We start from the raw sequence: 17,039 nt of genomic DNA, 5'->3' as shown, positions 1-17,039 counted from the left end.
GGTATGGATGTTCCGTACCTTTCTTTTCTTAAAATCGATTTTATAGGACGAAAGGGACGAGGTTATATGTTTGCTCATATTATACAAACGCTGCCGCAAGTGTTAATTGACGGACTAACATTAGGAGCTGTATATGCAATTATTGCCCTAGGTTATACGATGGTATATGGCATTTTAGAACTCATCAATTTTGCACACGGCGAAATCTTTATGTCAGGCGCCTTTATCGGAACCGCTATTTTAATAGGGTTAACAGGCGTAGGTTGGATTGCAGCTTTTCCGGCTGTTGTGACGTTAATTTTAGTTCTTCTTATTACGAGCGTTGCGACTGGGTTTCTTGGTATGGGAATTGAAAGAGTAGCTTACCGCCCCCTGCGCAAGTCTTCTAAACTAATTACACTTATTACAGCTATCGGAATGTCGTTTCTATTACAGGATTTTGTGCGCTTCATTACGGAACTTAAGAATGGTAACTATATTGTTAATACCCCTGCTTTATTTTCAGGAAAAGTATCGGTTAGTGCTTCTTCTCTTTCATCATCATTTGATGATGCTACATTTAAAGTAACGTTTATCGTAGTGTTACTTGTTGCTTTTTGCTTAATGATCGGACTTGAAATTTTCGTCAATCGGACCAAATGGGGAATGGCAATGAGAGCTGTAGCTCAAGATCCTGATACAGCTTCATTAATGTCCATTAATGTAAACAAAGTTATTTCTCTTACTTTCTTTATTGGTTCGGCTCTAGGAGGCGCGACCGGTGTGTTATTTGCGCTTCATTACGGAACAATTGATCCTTACATTGGGTTCATATTGGGATTAAAGGCTTTTACAGCAGCTGTTTTAGGAGGTATAGGCAATATACGAGGCGCAATGTTTGGAGGCCTAATGCTCGGCATTCTTGAAATGTTTGCAGCTGCGAATTTATCAACAATTACCGGCAATGTTTTAGGAGCAGAGTATAAAGATGTATTTGCATTTGCCATTTTGATTTTGGTGTTGATTTTTAAACCAGAAGGCTTATTTGGAAAAGCCGTTACAGAAAAAGTGTAGGTGATGAAGATGAAAAAAATAATGAGTAGGCTTGAAGGAAACAAAAAGGCGCAAATCATTCTATTTTTTATATATGTAATTGCAACAAGCGGTAGTTTAATGCTTGCCCAAAAGTCCGTTGTCGCATTTTTACTTCTTTTATTTTCATTATTACTTCTGTATTTTATGTCTCTTTCTACTAAATTAAAATGGCTAATAGCAGGTGTCATTTTAATTGTGCTGCTCCCTTTTTCAGCTAGCCAAGGCCCTGCTTATGAATCCTATATGGAAGTATCTACACTAGTAGGCATCTATATTGCTATGGCACTTGGGTTGAACATTGTAGTGGGGTTAGCCGGATTATTGGATTTGGGATTTGTTGCTTTCTTTGCAGTTGGGGCTTACACGTATGGAATTTTTGCGACCAATCAAGCTGCTAATTTTATGCCTTTTGGTACGTACCCATTATCAGGAGAAAGCTTTTGGTTTTTTATTATTGCAGGGTGCCTAATAGCCGCTTTATTTGGAGTTTTGCTTGGTATACCTGTGCTGCGCGTAAAAGGAGACTATCTTGCTATCGTTACGCTTGGATTCGGGGAAATTATTCGAATTGTGTTTAACAATTTGGATAAACCAATCAATATTACAAACGGGGCAATGGGGCTGTCCTCCGTGACGCCGCCTTCTATTTTTGGGATTAACTTAGTATATCCAAGTCAGTTTTATTATGTAGTATTAGTCATCTTAGCTGCGGTTATTTTTATTGTACGGCGATTTGAATATTCTAAAGTAGGACGATCGTGGAAAGCGGTTCGTGAAAATGAAATTGCAGCTCAAGCGATGGGAATTCACCTTGTCAGAACAAAGCTGCTTGCGTTTGCTATCGGTGCCTCTTTTTCAGGGATGATGGGAGTTGTTTTTGCCGCTAAGCAAACGTTTGTCGATCCAACCAGCTTTACCCTGTTAGAATCAATTACGATTTTAGTGATGGTTATTTTAGGAGGAATGGGGAGCGTTCCAGGCGTCATACTTGGAGCGGCGGTTGTAACCATTCTTAATCTTCAAGTATTGACGGAGCTCACTGATTGGTTTAATCAACTGAGTTTAAACGGGGTTATCTCTATACCAGATGCACTTTCGCCAGCTAAAATGCAGCGATTTATTTTTGGCGGACTTCTTATTCTATTTGCTCTATACAGGTCTCAGGGGTTGCTTCCTGCTAAACAGCCTACGTTCGATTTGAAAGAGCTGAAAGAAGAAGCTGAAGAAGAAATACAGCCTGTGATTTCAGCGGCTAAGAAAAACGTCAATCTATAGAGGTGAAAGAAATTGTCTATTTTAGAAGTGAAAAATGTAACCAAGACCTTTGGCGGTTTAGTTGCCAATCAAGACGTAACAATGGATATTCAAAAAAATTCAATAACAGCTGTAATAGGACCAAACGGCGCTGGAAAGACCACGTTTTTTAATATGGTGACAGGTGTTTATCAGCCAACCTCAGGTGATATTATGTTAAATGGTCAATCCATAACAGGGCTAAAGCCTCACAGCGTATCAAAACAAGGGATTTCTCGGACATTTCAAAACATCAGGTTGTTTAGTAATATAACGGTTTTAGAAAATGTGTTAGTTGGGATGCACAATCATTTGAAAGCAACCACTTTTGAAACGCTGTTGAATTTACCTCGAGCAAGAAGAGCGGAAAAAGCAGCTAAAAAAGAAGCGTATAAGCTGTTAGAATACGTTGGGCTAGAAGCTTTATATAACGAAGTAGCCAATAACTTATCATATGGAGCGCAGCGCCGACTCGAAATTGCCAGAGCGTTAGCTACTAGACCCTCACTGTTATTATTAGACGAACCGGCTGCTGGTATGAATCCGCGTGAAACAAAAGAGCTGACGGATCTTATTCACACGATACGAAAAGACCGGGAAATAACTATTTTATTAATTGAGCATGACATGAAGCTCGTCATGGAAATTTCTGATCATATTATTGTATTAGATCATGGAATAAAAATTGCAGAAGGAAACGCTGAACATATCCGTACGCACCCGAAAGTGATCGAAGCCTATTTAGGAAAAGGAGCGGCAGAGGAGATAGAGAGAAAGGAGAAAAGCACATGACTCTACTAAAGTTAACTGAAGTTGACACCTTTTACGGAGGAATCCAAGCGCTTAAAGGAATAACGATTGATGTAGAAGAAGGAGAAATTGTGACTCTTATCGGAAGCAATGGAGCCGGTAAATCTACCACACTAAAGTCCATTAGCGGTCAAGCTCCTGTCAATGCAGGTAGTATCGTGTATAAAGGCACCCACATCACGAAATTCCCTCCTCACCAAACGGCCCGGCTAGGAATAGCTCACGTACCAGAAGGAAGAAAGATTTTTCCTAAGATGACGGTAAAAGAAAATTTAACGATCGGAGCATTCTCACTTTCTAATAAAAAAGTAATAGAAGAAAATATGGCTAGAGTATTCACGTATTTTCCAAGGTTAAAAGAAAGGTTGACTCAAAAAGGAGGAACGATGAGCGGCGGTGAACAGCAAATGCTAGCTATCGGGCGAGCGCTTATGATGAACCCTTCCATGCTTATGCTAGATGAACCTTCTATGGGGCTTGCTCCTATCATTGTAGAACAGATATTTGAAATCATTATGGAATTAAATAAAAGCGGAATGACCATTTTACTCGTTGAACAAAACGCTTATCAAGCGCTGCAAATCGCGCACCGAGGCTATGTGATTCAAACGGGCGAAATTATTCTGCAAGGGAAAGGACCGGAATTAATTCATAATGAAAAAATAAAAGAAGCTTATTTAGCTTAAAAAAACAAACCGCATCGCGTTTTAACGCTGCGGTTTGTTTTTGTTCACAATGGATGATTTGGATAAAGCAGGTAAGCATTACTATTATCTGGTTTAGTTCCTTAATTAAGTAGGGAACGTTTAAAATAAGATTATTGAATAAGTGAGTAATTAGATAACCTCCTAGATGAAAGGAATGCTTCAATTTAAAGCTTTTTTATAAAAAACAAAAAAAGTTGAAACTTTTTTCATTAAAAAACGTTTATAAAGTAATAGAAAAAAATGGGTACGGTTATTTACACTCAAAAAGGAAGTGAGAGCGTGGCGACGCTGAAAACTAATTATTTGACTGACTTATGCTTAATCTATAGAGAAAGTCAATTTTATGTAATGCAAATACCTAGTTTCTACAAAAAAATGGCTAGCAAATACTTTCAGTTTCAGCCCCAAGAAAAAATAATTGCGTATTTACACAGCTCTTTTATAGCAGGCCTAGATAAAAGGGGAGTTTGCTTTACAAATAAGGGGATTTACTGGAAAAGCAGAGGGATGAAAAAAGGAAAAATGTTATGGGAAGAGTTCGCTAACATTCAATCCATTACCATTCGAAGAGAAGAAATGATTTGTTTTAATGACGTGGAGAAGTTTCAAGTCAATCAAAACGATTACTCAGCTAGAAAGCTAGTATCTCTATTAAAAAAAATCAAGAAATTTATTCGCACTCATTCCCATGAATATATGTGTCAAGACTATATATATCCGTGTGTGTCCTCAAAAGAATTAACTTCTATTTGTTCATCTTTTCAAATTCATCAAACCCCTGATCCAAAAGATGTGTTGTCGGTAGAAGGACAGCTATGTGAAGAAGTTGAAAAAGAGATGCGAAACAGGCTCTATTTACCTGCTAAAGAAAAAATTGTAGCTCATTTAAATACATATCCTCTTCAAAAAACCGAGGGGATTACCATTTGTTCTAAAGGGATTTATTTCTCAAAATCTTTTAAAACAGTTTACTACCCTTGGCACTTATTTCGCCACGTGAGCATTTCAGTGGAAACCGAGGAATTAAAAATTGCGAAAAAACATTCGTTATCTCTCAACTCAGCTGCAGTATCAAGCGGAGAAGTAATGCTGTTTCTCAAACAAATTAAACAGCATGTGCAAGCTTTGCATGAAAAAGAAGTCGATATTAAACAAGATAATAAGTTTGCATGGAAAATGTTAATTTAAAAAACAGGTTACGCGTAATCTGTTTTTTTTGTTTTGTAGTTCTTTAGAATCATTTATTTGGAATATTGAAAGACATCATACAAGTAAACAAGACTAGAATATTGGAAGTTAAGAAATTTTTTCCATGACTATAAGGTTAATTTTACCAAAATCTCTTTTTCGTTTGGATAATTATGCTAAAATAGAGCTCGAGTTTATTTTAAGGAGCTGACAACAAGATGGAACGTAATTATTCAATTGATTTTATTAAGTTTTTTGCTACAGTGTTTGTGGTTTGTATCCATGTTAATCCATCACATGACGATTTCTTTTTAGGGAACCAGGAAAATGTGCTAGATGTCATTGTTGACACATTTGCACGATTCGCGGTTCCTTTTTTCTTTATTGTATCAGGTTACTTGTTTATGAATAAAATTCAAAAACATCCAAAGCCTTCTGCATACTTAAAAAAATACACGTGGAATATTTCAAAACTTTATGCATGTTGGTTCGTCTTTTATTTATTGTTTGGTGTAGTTCTGCGCTTATTTCAAAACCACGGAACATTAGCAGAACGAAAAGGTGCAGTAGCTGATTATTTAACATCATCCATCACATTCAAAGATATCTTTTATTATGGAAGTGACACAAGTGGATTTCAGCTTTGGTACTTGATTGCATTAATTTGGGCTGTTGTCATTGTGTTCTTATTTCAACGATGGAAAAAGATTGGCTTATTAATGCTTATCAGCACCGTATTATATGTAACTGGGTTATTTGGGCAGTCTTATTCTTTATTTTTTCCACTTTCTTTTCAAACGAGAGATGCCCTGTTCTTTGGTTTGTTCTATACAGTACTAGGAGCTATGTTTGCCCTTTATGGTAAGCAAATTCTGTCAGTATTAAACGTAAGGCCAATGATTTATTTAGCCAGCTTTTTTGTGTTTTCAGCATTAGAGATCGTCGAGCGTTACTGGTTGGTTAATATCCAGCACAGCAAGCCCGGAGACTATTTTATTTCTACAATTTTTTTATCGGCATCATTGTTTTTATTCGTATTGAGCAGTCCAAGCCTTGGCAAAAACTCATTCTTTTCAAAGGTTGGGAAAAATTCAGTTGGCATTTATGTCGTGCATATATGTATATTAAATGAGACCTATCGATTGCTTCGTTCTATAGATTCTTCTTTCTTTACAAATAGTGTCGTTGCCTACGTACTTATCGTTCCAGCAGTTTTTTGGTGCTCGTACTATTTATATAGAGGGATTCAATGGACAAAGGGAAAATTACATGTGAAGCCGCATAAACATTCATTTACAAAGCTACAGCATAAATAAAAAGAGCTGGCTAACTAAGCCAGCTCTTTTTATGATGCAATAGCGTACAAAAGCTGCTTTTGCAGTTGAGGGGATAAAGAAATATTTTGATACAATTCGTAAATATGATGTTCGTTCCGGTGATAACAAATCCAATCCTTGTATGTTCCTTTTAAGAAGATGCGAAAAAACACGATTCGCTTATTCGTGCCGCCTGTTTTTAATTCAATTTTCAAATCATCTGTTTCTAATGTATACTGTACTGTAGAAGAGGAAAGAGCAAGTTTAGTTGTTTTTTTACTTGTTTTAATGAATTCGGCAAGTTCAATGATCTTCATTTTTTTACCTCACTCTATTGTAAATTAGGGGTATCTTATACGTATGATGTGTACAAGGAAAATAGAATCGTTTTTTTATAGCTTAGAAGAATGATCTTCAGCCCCTTCGTTAAGGGATTTGCACAAAAGGTTGACGTTTTCTTTGAATACAAATAAAATGCATATTAAGAAGTATTTCCCTCATTGTAACTACAGAAAAAGAAGAATTAAGGGGGCTCAATATGTTGACTGACTTAGTTGTAAGTCAAAAAGTAGTCAAGGTAAATGAATTTACTGTTGTAGGAGTGCCTATTCGAACAGATGAACCTGTGGAAGAAACGGGCACAGGTCTTATTCCTGAGCACTGGCAGACTTTTTATAAACAACAGTTAGCTAATAAAATCGCCAATAAAGTAAATGGCAATACATTTGCTCTTTATACAGAATTTGAATACAATCAAAAAATGGATTTTACATTTGCTCTCGGATATGAAGTTTTACCCGGGGGCGAACTGAAAGATGATATGAGAGAGTTCATCATCCCAGAAGGTGAATACATGGTGTTTACAACAGCTGTTGGGCCAGCTAGACAGGTAGTCGTAGAGGCTTGGGCTTATATTCGCGAGTGGGCTAAAAAAAATCATCGTGCCTATAAAATGGATTTTGAATTATATGATGAACGCTGTATTGATCCTGAGTACAGTCAAGTCGATATTTATGTTTCAATTTAATAGCTAGTTTTGCTAAGTAGTTAAGATGCAGAGAAGCGTTTTTTGCTGCGTTCTTACTTTTGACGATAGGAATACAAAAGGGGTTTAGCGAGAGTGATCAGCAACGATTTATTACAAGCTTTAAAAGACGGATATAAACAGAGAATTAAATGGGTACTTATAAGTCAAATGGCACTGTTCATCACCGTAGCAGTCATACTTGTATCAAATTTTGTCACTAAATTTTCGTTTAACCAATTAAGCTTTATTTTTGTTTTGGTTAGTATAAGTTCGCTGTTATCAGGAGTAGAGCACGTATTGTTAAAACGTGAAAAGTGGCAATGGATTTTTGATTTTATTTTAGCTGCTTTTTTTATTGGTTTATCTATTTTTTTACACCGTTAAAGCGCCTGATTCAGCGCTTTTTTATTTTGGGCAGCTCCGCACGCAATGTTCGGACCTTTCTAGTATAAACAAAACAAAAATAGGTATTTATGACGAAAATAGTCATAAAATTTAGTAAAAAAGTCTTGTATCTTGTCTTTATTTCGATTATGATAAGTTTACACCCTTCGTATTCACTTCTTTGGATGTCAGTACCTCTATTTTCACACTACAGAAAAGAGGTGAAGCCATTTCTTCAGTTTTCCTGCTAGCCTGCATACTAACCCTTTTAGCTATTTTATTTAGTAGCAACTACCCTCAAAATTAAAGGAGAGATCCGCGCTTATGTCAAAAGCTCCTGTAAAAAACGATATTGAACTTCAACTATCTGAAACGCATTTTTTTCAACTGCTGGATTTAATTTATTTAGGTAACTGGATGGTCACGGCATGTTCTGGAGTGGAAGATGAGCATGCACAAGAATATACGGATGTAGAAAAACAAATGTTTTCTCATGCAGAGCCTTTCCTTGAAAAAGGACCTTTTCACACGCTAAACAGTGAGGTTATGTTTACAGAAGAACATGAAGATTCTCTTCAAGATATTATTGGAGAATACGATAACGAAGTGTTTTGGGAAGCGCTAGCCTATCGCATGGCTAAACGAGATGTGATAGAACAAATAGGACCCATTAAAGAAATAAAAAATGAAGTTTTTATGCAAATTTTTCATCGAGAAATGGAGTATATACGAGAGTTTGAAACAAATGGAATTAAACGAATAACCATACCGCCTTTGCAGTAAAGGAGACAAATCGGCTTTCAAATTTGAAGGCCGATTTGCTGTTAAGCTGAAGCTTTTCTATTCCGTCTGAGAGGCGGGAAAGATCGGTATGTAAAGCTCCGCCATAACCATTCAAACGGGCCGTAATAGAAATAATAAAGCCACCACTTATTAAAAAAAAGCTGGAGTGTATATATAATGAGACAAATAATCGTGCTTTCTGTTAAGGTAAGAGTTCCGTATAAACCAAAGGCTCTAACCATCCACAGGCAAATTAAAGTTTGGCTAAGGTAAGTTGTTAATGCCATTGTTCCACTATACTTAAAAAGACCCAGCATCGAAGCGTAAGGAGAAAATTGCAGGAATAACAGTAAGGTGGTAAGATAAAAAAAACATAGAAAAATGCCGCTCAAACTTGTAAAAAGGTGAATGGCCGCCTGCTGATAGAGTCCATATTTTAAAATTTCTAGTTTTAAGATAGCAAGAATAATAGTTAAAGTAAAACCTGCTGCGCCTGTTATTAACTGAATTTTCTTAAAAAAAGAACGATTTTGTTCGATACTATGTACTAATTCTTTTTTAGCAGTATATAAGCCAAATAAAAACATAGAAAATACGGGAAAGATAGAAAACGATAGATTTAATAGCATAGGTACCACTTCAACATTCAAACGATAAAACAGCCAAGATAAATAGTCTGCTTGCCTGTAGGTGGATAAATATTGGACTAAGGCATGTTCTTGTAAAACCTTATACTCCAACTGAGCCTCCTGCAAGACGTGGGCTGGAATAAAAAACTGCATGCAAGCCAAAAGATAAAAAAAGCATAGCAGGCCTATTGCCCACAGCAAAATCGTCTTGGTTTTTCGATTATAAAAAAACAACAATAAAAAACCGCTAATAGCATACACATGCAAAATGTCTCCATACCAGAAAAAGACAAGATGAAAAAGTCCGATTAATAGCAAAGAAGCCATTCTTCTGGACCATAAAGCAGCGGCAAAGTAATGCTTTTCTTCAGCTCTACGCAAAAAGATTCCGCATCCAAGTCCAAATAAAAAAGAGAAAATCGTAAAAAACTTTCCTTGAACAAACAGCAGCAAGAATAAATCAATATAAGCATCGATTCCTTTATATTCATAAGGAATATCGTACAGCTGAAAAATAAATATCGGATAAGCAAAAGCAGGGATATTTACTAAGAAAATGCCTAGCAAAGCAATACCCCGAATAATATCAAGAACAACAAGGCGTTCGTTAAGGGGAAGTGGAGAAGGCTTCATCACTGTCGCTCCTTTTTGTTAGATATGTACATCTTAACACGACAGTGGCGAAAAAATAGGTGGGAATATAAAAAAATAAGCGGAAAGATTCATAGCTTTATGAACAAAAAAGTTGGATAATAATGGTATGGTTATCCATATCAAATACGAAAGGTGGAGAAAAGGATGAAAACAGCACTTGTGTTAGGTGGAACTCGTTTTTTTGGGAAAAATTTAGTCCAGACATTGCTCTCTAAAGGAGTTAAGGTTACGTTAGCGACGCGAGGTAAAACACCAGATGATTTCGGCAACCGAGTTGAACGGATTTTTCTTGATCGTGTAGAAAAAGATTCTGTAATCGAAACAACACGAGGAAGAAAATGGGATGTTATCTTCGATCAAATATGCTATTCTTCACACGGCGCAGCTGTGGCTGTTGAAGCTTTTCGTCATAGTACGAGTCACTATGTACTCACCTCGACTCTTTCAGTATACGGTTCTTTAGAAAAAACGTGTTATGAAGAAGATTTTGACCCATACAAGTATCCTATTTCATATACACGTCGTGAAAATATTTCCTACCAAGAAGGAAAGCGCCAAGCGGAGGCTGTATTCTTTCAAAAAGCACCGTTTTCGGTAACGGCTGTCCGTTTTCCAATTGTAATGGGAAAAGATGATTATACGGATCGTTTACGTTTTCACGTAGAAAAAATTATGCATGAAGAAGAAATTGGTGTACCGGCTATTGAAGCAGAAATGAACTTCATTTCACAGGAAGAAGCCGGTGAATTTTTAGTCTGGTGTGCAGAACAGAAGCTAAAAGGACCGATTAACGCTTGTTCAAATGGTACTATTTCACTCAAAAATTTATTTTCATATATTGAACAAGCAGCGAATAAAACCGCAAAAACAACCTCTCGTTTAACAGATGAAAATAGTTCTCCTTACGGAGTAGATCATTCTTGGACGATGAGCAATGAAAAGGCTAGCTTTTGGGGATATTCATTTACAAACCTGCGGGACTGGCTGCCATCATTAATCAAAGCTTTCGTTGAAAGCGAAAAGAAAGTACCTTTAAGTTAAGAAAAAACAAAGACTGCGCCGTTTAGCAGTCTTTTTGCTGTGACAAGCAGAACATTTTTATTTTATATATAAAAAGGGTACGCTAGGTACACATCATTATATAGAAGAAAGAAGGATAAACTATGGCAAAACATCACTTTCATTTGCAAGCAAATTGGCCAGGAGGCCGAAATGAAGTAGGTACAATTGAATCAGGACAATTAAAAACAAAAATTTCTATTCCACCAGAAATGGACGGGCCAGGGGTGGGAACAAATCCAGATGAAATGCTGCTAGGGGCAGCAGCCACTTGCTACATCATCACGCTTGCAGCGATGTTCGAAAGAAGCGGAATCCGTCAGGAGGGTTTAACGATGGAATCAGAAGCTATTGTGGACGTGACGAACGGCGTATTCACATACGAAAAAATTATTCATAAACCTCATGTTATCATCACATCTGAATTTGCGGCTCAAGAAGAAAAAATCAATCGACTTATAAAAAAAGCAGAAACATCTTGTATGATTTCAAGAGCCATTCAAGGAAATGTTGAGATTGAATTAGAGCCTCAGCTCACAGTAAAAGCGTAATGGACCCATTACGCTTTTCTTATGTTTATTGCTAAAAAAAGCACATTTAAGATTGTAAAATACTCAAATTTGAATATAATAATTTAAGTAGCTATCATTTCTGTTCATCAAAAAGATGACGCGAAAGGAGGAACTGAAATGGTTTCATCAGAAAAAAATATTCGTTTTATCGTAGCAGGATTGCTGCTCGGTATTTTTATGTCAGCCATGGATAATACCATCGTAGCGACGGCTATGGGGAAAATCATTTCTGATCTAGGCGGGTTAGATAAGTTTGTTTGGGTGACGTCTGCCTATATGGTTGCCGTGATGGCGGGTATGCCGATATTTGGTAAACTATCCGATATGTACGGCCGTAAACGGTTTTTTATTTTTGGATTGACGGTATTTTTACTTGGCTCTGCATTGTGTGGCCTAGCGCAAAGCATTGTGCAGCTAAGTATTTACCGGGCGATTCAAGGAATTGGAGGAGGAGCGCTTCTTCCGATTGCTTTTACCATTGTATTTGATATTTTCCCTCCCGAGAAACGCGGGAAAATGACGGGATTATTAGGTGCCGTTTTTGGCTCAGCAAGCGTTTTTGGTCCGCTTCTTGGTGCATACATTACGGAATACATCAGCTGGCACTGGGTGTTTTATGTGAACGTGCCGATTGGACTTTTATCGTTATTTTTTATTGTGCGCTTTTATAAAGAATCAACAAGTCATAAAAACCAAAAAATTGACTGGGCTGGTGCAGCCACTCTTGTAATTTCAGTAGTCAGTTTAATGTTTGCTCTTGAACTTGGAGGAAAAGAGTACGAGTGGTCTTCTCCGCAAATTTTATCTCTTTTTGCTATCTTTGCTGTGGCGCTATCACTCTTCTTTTTTGTGGAAAAACGCGCGCAAGAACCAATTATTTCGTTTTGGATGTTCAAACGCCGTTTATTTGCAACATCACAAATTCTCGCTTTCTTATACGGAGCAACGTTTATTATTTTAACGGTATTTATTCCTATTTTTGTTCAAGCTGTCTATGGAGGTTCTGCTACAAATGCAGGTTTAATTTTAACTCCGATGATGTTAGGCTCGGTAGCAGGAAGTGCTATCGGCGGGATTTTTCTAACAAAAACAAGTTTTCGAAACTTAATGATTATGTCCGTTTTTTCATTTGCAGTAGGAATGTTTTTATTAGGAACAATGGAACCTGATACACCTCGTTGGATGCTGACGGTATTTATGATTTTGACTGGGTTTGGCGTAGGATTTAGCTTTTCTCTTTTACCAACTTCGTCAACGCATAAGCTGGATCCACAGTTTAGAGGTTCTGCCAACTCAACGAACTCATTTGCGCGTTCTTTAGGAATGACGCTGGGAGTTACGATTTTTGGAACGATTCAAAGCAATACATTTACAAATGAGCTGCAGCGCAATTTTCAAGGTATGGGAAATGGATCACAAGGAGCATTTCCTCAAATAGGAGATCCGAGTGCAGTTTTTCAATCAAGTGCCCGAAACAGCATTCCACCTCAAATATTAGATAAGATTGTTGATGCTATGTCTACATCGATCACGTATGCATTTATGCTTGCTCTTATTCCAATTGCAGTAGCTATCATTACTGTCTTTTTAATGGGAAGTGAACGAGTGGAAGTTCCCCCTAAAAAGCGGGTAGAAGCTAAGGAACCTGCAGCTCAAAAATAGAAAAAGCGCGAAGATGTTCGTGCTTTTTTTACTAAATAAGATGCATGTCAAGAGGTGAAAGGTGTTATGAGTGTTAAATTAGTCATACTGGGCTTATTAATGGAAGGAAATAAGCACCCTTATGAAATTCAGCAAACCATTAATGAAAGACAAATGAAGCACTATATTAAACTTGCAAGCGGCTCTTTATATTATGCCTTTGATACGCTCGAAAAAGATCAGTTGGTAAAAGTAGTCGATGTGATTCGAGAGACGAACAGACCTGAAAAGACCGTTTATTCTATCACGGATGCAGGAAAAGAAGAATTTGAGCGCCTTTATTTTGAACAGCTGTTAAAAAAAGAGCATATGCATAGACCAGTTTATGCTGCGCTTTCATTTACTTCTTACGTCGATCAAGGACAAGTGGCTTCTGCTTTAGAAAAAAAGATTGAGGAAACGGCTGCTTATTTAGAAAAAATGCAAAATTTGTACCAAATTAAAAAGGTGGATCATTCCATTGCAAATCTGTCGATCATTATGCGCACGATTATGCATTTGAAAGTAGAACTAACTTGGTTCACTCATTTACTCGAAGCGGCGAAAAGCAGCAAGCTTACAGAAGTAGATGATGGTTATTTTGAAGACGTTGAAAAAATCATAGATGAGTTTTAAAAAAGAAGCAAAACGCTGCTTCTTTTTTTAATAGTCATAAAATATATTTCAAGCAATTTAATTTTGTCAAAAGCTAGGTCAATAACAATTAATTAACACTTGATTCGACCTTTAATCAGCTTTACTTATAAAACGCTTTCAAAAAGTAGTAAGACTATTAAAAAAGTAAAAAAAATTAAAGAAATATAGCGATTTCATTTTGATTGACGAGTAAAAGAGTGGTAAAATATAAGCAGATATCAGATACACACGCAGTGAGATTTATCACTCGTTGTAAAGATGTCAGACGATAAGGTAATCGACATTCAAAATGGAAAGATTGTTGAGTACGACAATTATTATAACTCGTTGGGGGTTTTATCATGGGTAACGAAACGTCGAATAGAGGGGAGCCTTGGCAAGGATTTTTGGGTCCGAACTATGGCTATGTATTAGAACAGTATGAGTTATATGAAGAGCAGTCAGATCTAGTAGATCCAGAGTTAAAAGAATTATTTGATTATTGGGGTGCTCCTCCATTAAACGAAAGTGAGCAGGTTCAGCAAGCTGAATACGCACAGGCTGCACCTTCAGCTAACACATCTAAAATTGCATCGGCTATTAAGCTAGCGGAAAACATCCGTGCTTATGGTCATCTATACGCATCAATTAAGCCTCTTGAAAGCGAGAAGAAAGATCCTGTCTTGCTTCACTTGGAAGATTACAATTTAACGCAAGAAGATTTAAAATCAATTCCGGTTGATATTTTATGTACGAATGCGCCATCACACGTCAAAAATGGTTTAGACGCAATTAACTATTTAACAGATGTCTACACAAAAACCATTGCGTTTGAATTCCATCACGTACATAACATGGAAGAGAATAAGTGGCTGACTGATATGGTCGAGTCAGGTGCTATTTTCCAACCTCTTTCAAATGAGAAAAGAACTTCTGTATTAAAGCGTTTAACAGAAGTAGAAGGCTTTGAACAATTTTTACACCGTACATTTGTCGGACAAAAACGCTTTTCTATTGAAGGCGTAGATATGTTAATTCCACTTGTAGATGAACTGATTGCACGCTCAGTGGAAACAAGCCCAAAAACGGTTAATATCGGTATGGCTCATCGTGGACGCTTAAATGTATTGGCACACGTATTAGGCAAGCCGTATGAAATGATTTTTGCAGAATTCCAGCATGCACCTAACAAGGAATTAGTTCCTTCAGAAGGTTCAATCGGTATCAACTACGGCTGGACGGGGGACGTAAAATATCACCTGGGTGCCGACAAACAAATTAAAGCAGAGAACACAGTTCGAGCTCGTTTGACATTGGCTAGCAACCCTAGTCACTTGGAGTTTGTTAATCCTGTTGTGGAAGGGTTTACAAGAGCGGCTCAAGATGAGCGTGATGTGAATGGATACCCAAAACAAGATGTAAAAAAATCGTTCGCGATTTTAATTCACGGAGATGCTGCGTTCCCTGGTGAAGGTATTGTACAAGAAACACTGAACTTAAATCAATTGACTGGTTATCAAACAGGTGGAACAATCCACATTATTGCTAACAACATGATTGGATTTACAACAGAAAGCGTCGATTCTCGTTCAACGAAATATGCAAGTGATTTAGCCAAAGGGTTTGAAATTCCAATTGTTCACGTAAATGCGGATGATCCGGAAGCCTGTTTAGCTGCTGCTTATTTTGCTTATGAGTATCGCAGACGCTTTAACAAAGATTTCTTGATTGATTTAATTGGATACCGTCGATTTGGCCACAATGAAATGGATGAACCGTCTGTAACGCAGCCGAAGATGTATGAAATTGTGACAAAACGTCCAACCGTTCGTGCTATGTATGCAAAGCAGCTTGAAGAACAAAACGTGATTCAAAGCGGCCAAGCAGATCAAATTAATGAAGAGTTACAAGCAAAGTTAAAAGCAGCTTATGAGAAAGTACCGCCAAAAGCTGAAAAGCAACATAGAATTATGGAAATGCCACAAGCAGTCTTCAAAGGAATTTCAGACATTGATACATCTGTTACAAAAGAAGAGCTGTTTGAAGTGAATCAAGAGCTAGTGAAATATCCTGAAGGATTTAACGTATTTCCAAAACTTGATCGCATCTTATCTAAACGTGCCAAAGCGTTTGAAGAAAATGAAAGCGTAGATTGGTCATTGGGTGAAGCATTTGCATTTGCTACGATTTTAAGAGACGGCACGCCAATTCGTATTACAGGCCAGGACTCTGAGCGTGGTACGTTTGCACATAGACATCTTGTTCTTCATGATCATAAGACAGGGGATGTTTACTCACCACTACACGCAATGAAGAACGTAAGCGCTTCCTTTGATATTCGTAACAGTCCATTATCTGAAGGATCCGTTCTTGGATTTGAATACGGCTATAATGTATTTGCTCCTGAAACGCTTGTTCTTTGGGAAGCACAGTTCGGTGACTTTGCCAATGCAGGTCAAGTTATTATTGACCAGTTTATTGCAGCAGGCCGCGCTAAGTGGGGACAAAAATCTGGAATGGTCTTATTGCTACCACACGGCCATGAAGGTCAAGGGCCAGAACACTCAAGCGCTCGTCTAGAACGTTATTTACAGCTAGCTGGAGAAAACAACTGGACAATTGCAAACGTAACAAGCGCTGCACAATATTTTCACTTACTTCGACGACAAGCTGCCATTTTACAGCGCGAAGAAGTAAGACCGCTAGTAGTTATGACACCAAAAAGTTTGCTTCGCAATGCTTTTAGTGTGTCAAACCTTGAAGAGTTTACAAAAGGCTCTTTCCGCTTAGTAGTAGAACAGCCTGGACTAGGCAAAAAAGAAGATGCAGTTGAACGAATCGTTCTGTGCAGCGGAAAAATCAGCAGTGAATTAACGGAACGCTTGAACAAAGCAGAAGATGATAAAGATTGGCTACACGTCCTTCGTCTAGAACAAATTTATCCGTTCCCAAGACGCGTAATTGCTGAAATCTTTGCTCGCTATAAAAATTTAAAAGAAATTGTCTGGTTACAAGAAGAGCCGGAAAACATGGGCGCATGGAACTATGTAGAAGATCGACTGCGTGAAGTAGCACCAGAATGCGCTACGGTTGACTACATCGGCCGCACAAGACGCTCAAGTCCAGCTGAAGGAGATCCAACAGTTCACAGACAAGAACAAGAACGTATTTTACAAGATGCATTAACTAAAAATGAAATTGCTAACGACGTTGTTACACGATAAGGA

Annotated in this window: 16 protein-coding genes; 14 read left to right on the top strand and 2 right to left on the bottom strand. The window is 37.5% G+C overall.

What is annotated here, in order from left to right; translation table 11 throughout:
* Positions 1-66 precede the first annotated feature (66 nt).
* From LJC66_RS15500 to LJC66_RS15475, 6 genes are all read left to right on the top strand, one after another.
* Positions 67-1,053 carry a branched-chain amino acid ABC transporter permease gene (locus tag LJC66_RS15500; RefSeq protein ID WP_014459527.1) on the top strand — a complete coding sequence of 329 codons (987 nt, stop codon included), beginning with the start codon at positions 67-69 and terminating at the stop codon, positions 1,051-1,053.
* Between the two features lie 9 nt (positions 1,054-1,062).
* Positions 1,063-2,349 carry a branched-chain amino acid ABC transporter permease gene (locus LJC66_RS15495; RefSeq protein ID WP_230932954.1) on the top strand — a complete coding sequence of 429 codons (1,287 nt, stop codon included), beginning with the start codon at positions 1,063-1,065 and terminating at the stop codon, positions 2,347-2,349.
* 12 nt (positions 2,350-2,361) lie between these two features.
* Entirely contained in the window at positions 2,362-3,159 is a 798-nt protein-coding gene (locus LJC66_RS15490) for an ABC transporter ATP-binding protein (RefSeq protein ID WP_115654233.1), read from the top strand.
* Positions 3,156-3,863, top strand: coding sequence for an ABC transporter ATP-binding protein (locus LJC66_RS15485; RefSeq protein WP_042992066.1), 708 nt, complete (start codon positions 3,156-3,158; stop codon positions 3,861-3,863). The genes LJC66_RS15490 and LJC66_RS15485 overlap by 4 nt, the downstream gene beginning before the upstream one ends.
* A 528-nt stretch (positions 3,864-4,391) precedes the next feature.
* Positions 4,392-5,072 carry a hypothetical protein gene (locus LJC66_RS15480; protein ID WP_230932953.1) on the top strand — a complete coding sequence of 227 codons (681 nt, stop codon included), beginning with the start codon at positions 4,392-4,394 and terminating at the stop codon, positions 5,070-5,072.
* Positions 5,073-5,290: 218 nt separating this feature from the next.
* Positions 5,291-6,388: an acyltransferase gene (locus LJC66_RS15475; RefSeq protein WP_075420842.1), complete on the top strand. Its 1,098-nt coding sequence runs from the start codon at positions 5,291-5,293 to the stop codon at positions 6,386-6,388.
* Between the two features lie 29 nt (positions 6,389-6,417).
* Here LJC66_RS15475 and LJC66_RS15470 read toward each other — a convergent pair whose 3' ends face one another.
* Positions 6,418-6,705: a hypothetical protein gene (locus tag LJC66_RS15470; protein WP_028409073.1), complete on the bottom strand. Its 288-nt coding sequence runs from the start codon at positions 6,703-6,705 to the stop codon at positions 6,418-6,420.
* A 221-nt stretch (positions 6,706-6,926) separates the two neighbouring features.
* On the opposite strand from LJC66_RS15470, the gene LJC66_RS15465 reads away from it, so the two are divergent.
* From LJC66_RS15465 to LJC66_RS15455, 3 genes are all read left to right on the top strand, one after another.
* Positions 6,927-7,415 carry a GyrI-like domain-containing protein gene (locus LJC66_RS15465; RefSeq protein WP_195696659.1) on the top strand — a complete coding sequence of 163 codons (489 nt, stop codon included), beginning with the start codon at positions 6,927-6,929 and terminating at the stop codon, positions 7,413-7,415.
* Positions 7,416-7,508: 93 nt separating this feature from the next.
* The gene (locus LJC66_RS15460) at positions 7,509-7,799 is read left to right on the top strand and encodes a hypothetical protein (RefSeq protein WP_013057601.1); all 291 of its coding nucleotides are present in this window, start codon (positions 7,509-7,511) and stop codon (positions 7,797-7,799) included.
* Between the two features lie 324 nt (positions 7,800-8,123).
* A complete protein-coding gene (locus LJC66_RS15455; RefSeq protein WP_050689770.1) occupies positions 8,124-8,582 on the top strand; it encodes a hypothetical protein in 459 nt (152 codons plus the stop codon).
* Positions 8,583-8,623: 41 nt separating this feature from the next.
* Here LJC66_RS15455 and LJC66_RS15450 read toward each other — a convergent pair whose 3' ends face one another.
* A complete protein-coding gene (locus LJC66_RS15450) occupies positions 8,624-9,844 on the bottom strand; it encodes a DUF418 domain-containing protein (RefSeq protein WP_230932952.1) in 1,221 nt (406 codons plus the stop codon).
* 165 nt (positions 9,845-10,009) lie between these two features.
* Between LJC66_RS15450 and LJC66_RS15445 the strand changes: the two genes are divergently transcribed.
* From LJC66_RS15445 to sucA, 5 genes are all read left to right on the top strand, one after another.
* Positions 10,010-10,906: an NAD-dependent epimerase/dehydratase family protein gene (locus tag LJC66_RS15445; RefSeq protein WP_195696662.1), complete on the top strand. Its 897-nt coding sequence runs from the start codon at positions 10,010-10,012 to the stop codon at positions 10,904-10,906.
* Positions 10,907-11,028: 122 nt separating this feature from the next.
* The gene (locus tag LJC66_RS15440; protein WP_050689767.1) at positions 11,029-11,475 is read left to right on the top strand and encodes an OsmC family protein; all 447 of its coding nucleotides are present in this window, start codon (positions 11,029-11,031) and stop codon (positions 11,473-11,475) included.
* A gap of 138 nt (positions 11,476-11,613) precedes the next feature.
* Positions 11,614-13,158, top strand: coding sequence for an MDR family MFS transporter (locus LJC66_RS15435; RefSeq protein ID WP_230932951.1), 1,545 nt, complete (start codon positions 11,614-11,616; stop codon positions 13,156-13,158).
* Positions 13,159-13,224: 66 nt separating this feature from the next.
* Positions 13,225-13,812: a PadR family transcriptional regulator gene (locus LJC66_RS15430; protein ID WP_230932950.1), complete on the top strand. Its 588-nt coding sequence runs from the start codon at positions 13,225-13,227 to the stop codon at positions 13,810-13,812.
* A 362-nt stretch (positions 13,813-14,174) separates the two neighbouring features.
* The gene (gene sucA, locus LJC66_RS15425; RefSeq protein WP_195696665.1) at positions 14,175-17,036 is read left to right on the top strand and encodes a 2-oxoglutarate dehydrogenase E1 component; all 2,862 of its coding nucleotides are present in this window, start codon (positions 14,175-14,177) and stop codon (positions 17,034-17,036) included.
* Positions 17,037-17,039: the final 3 nt, after the last annotated feature.

Source organism: Priestia sp. TSO9 (assembly GCF_021029645.1).
GTDB lineage: Bacteria > Bacillota > Bacilli > Bacillales > Bacillaceae_H > Priestia > Priestia megaterium_E.
This window is presented reverse-complemented; position numbering and strand designations above follow the sequence as displayed.

Bases quoted from the DNA above. Each gene is read 5' to 3' on its own strand.
- LJC66_RS15500 (WP_014459527.1), top strand. From the start codon at position 67: ATGTTTGCTCATATTATACAAACGCTGCCGCAAGTGTTAATTGACGGA.
- LJC66_RS15495 (WP_230932954.1), top strand. From the start codon at position 1,063: ATGAAAAAAATAATGAGTAGGCTTGAAGGAAACAAAAAGGCGCAAATC.
- LJC66_RS15485 (WP_042992066.1), top strand. From the start codon at position 3,156: ATGACTCTACTAAAGTTAACTGAAGTTGACACCTTTTACGGAGGAATC.
- LJC66_RS15480 (WP_230932953.1), top strand. From the start codon at position 4,392: ATGAAAAAAGGAAAAATGTTATGGGAAGAGTTCGCTAACATTCAATCC.
- LJC66_RS15475 (WP_075420842.1), top strand. From the start codon at position 5,291: ATGGAACGTAATTATTCAATTGATTTTATTAAGTTTTTTGCTACAGTG.
- LJC66_RS15470 (WP_028409073.1), bottom strand. From the start codon at position 6,705: ATGAAGATCATTGAACTTGCCGAATTCATTAAAACAAGTAAAAAAACA.
- LJC66_RS15465 (WP_195696659.1), top strand. From the start codon at position 6,927: ATGTTGACTGACTTAGTTGTAAGTCAAAAAGTAGTCAAGGTAAATGAA.
- LJC66_RS15455 (WP_050689770.1), top strand. From the start codon at position 8,124: ATGTCAAAAGCTCCTGTAAAAAACGATATTGAACTTCAACTATCTGAA.
- LJC66_RS15450 (WP_230932952.1), bottom strand. From the start codon at position 9,844: ATGAAGCCTTCTCCACTTCCCCTTAACGAACGCCTTGTTGTTCTTGAT.
- LJC66_RS15445 (WP_195696662.1), top strand. From the start codon at position 10,010: ATGAAAACAGCACTTGTGTTAGGTGGAACTCGTTTTTTTGGGAAAAAT.
- LJC66_RS15440 (WP_050689767.1), top strand. From the start codon at position 11,029: ATGGCAAAACATCACTTTCATTTGCAAGCAAATTGGCCAGGAGGCCGA.
- LJC66_RS15435 (WP_230932951.1), top strand. From the start codon at position 11,614: ATGGTTTCATCAGAAAAAAATATTCGTTTTATCGTAGCAGGATTGCTG.
- LJC66_RS15430 (WP_230932950.1), top strand. From the start codon at position 13,225: ATGAGTGTTAAATTAGTCATACTGGGCTTATTAATGGAAGGAAATAAG.
- sucA (WP_195696665.1), top strand. From the start codon at position 14,175: ATGGGTAACGAAACGTCGAATAGAGGGGAGCCTTGGCAAGGATTTTTG.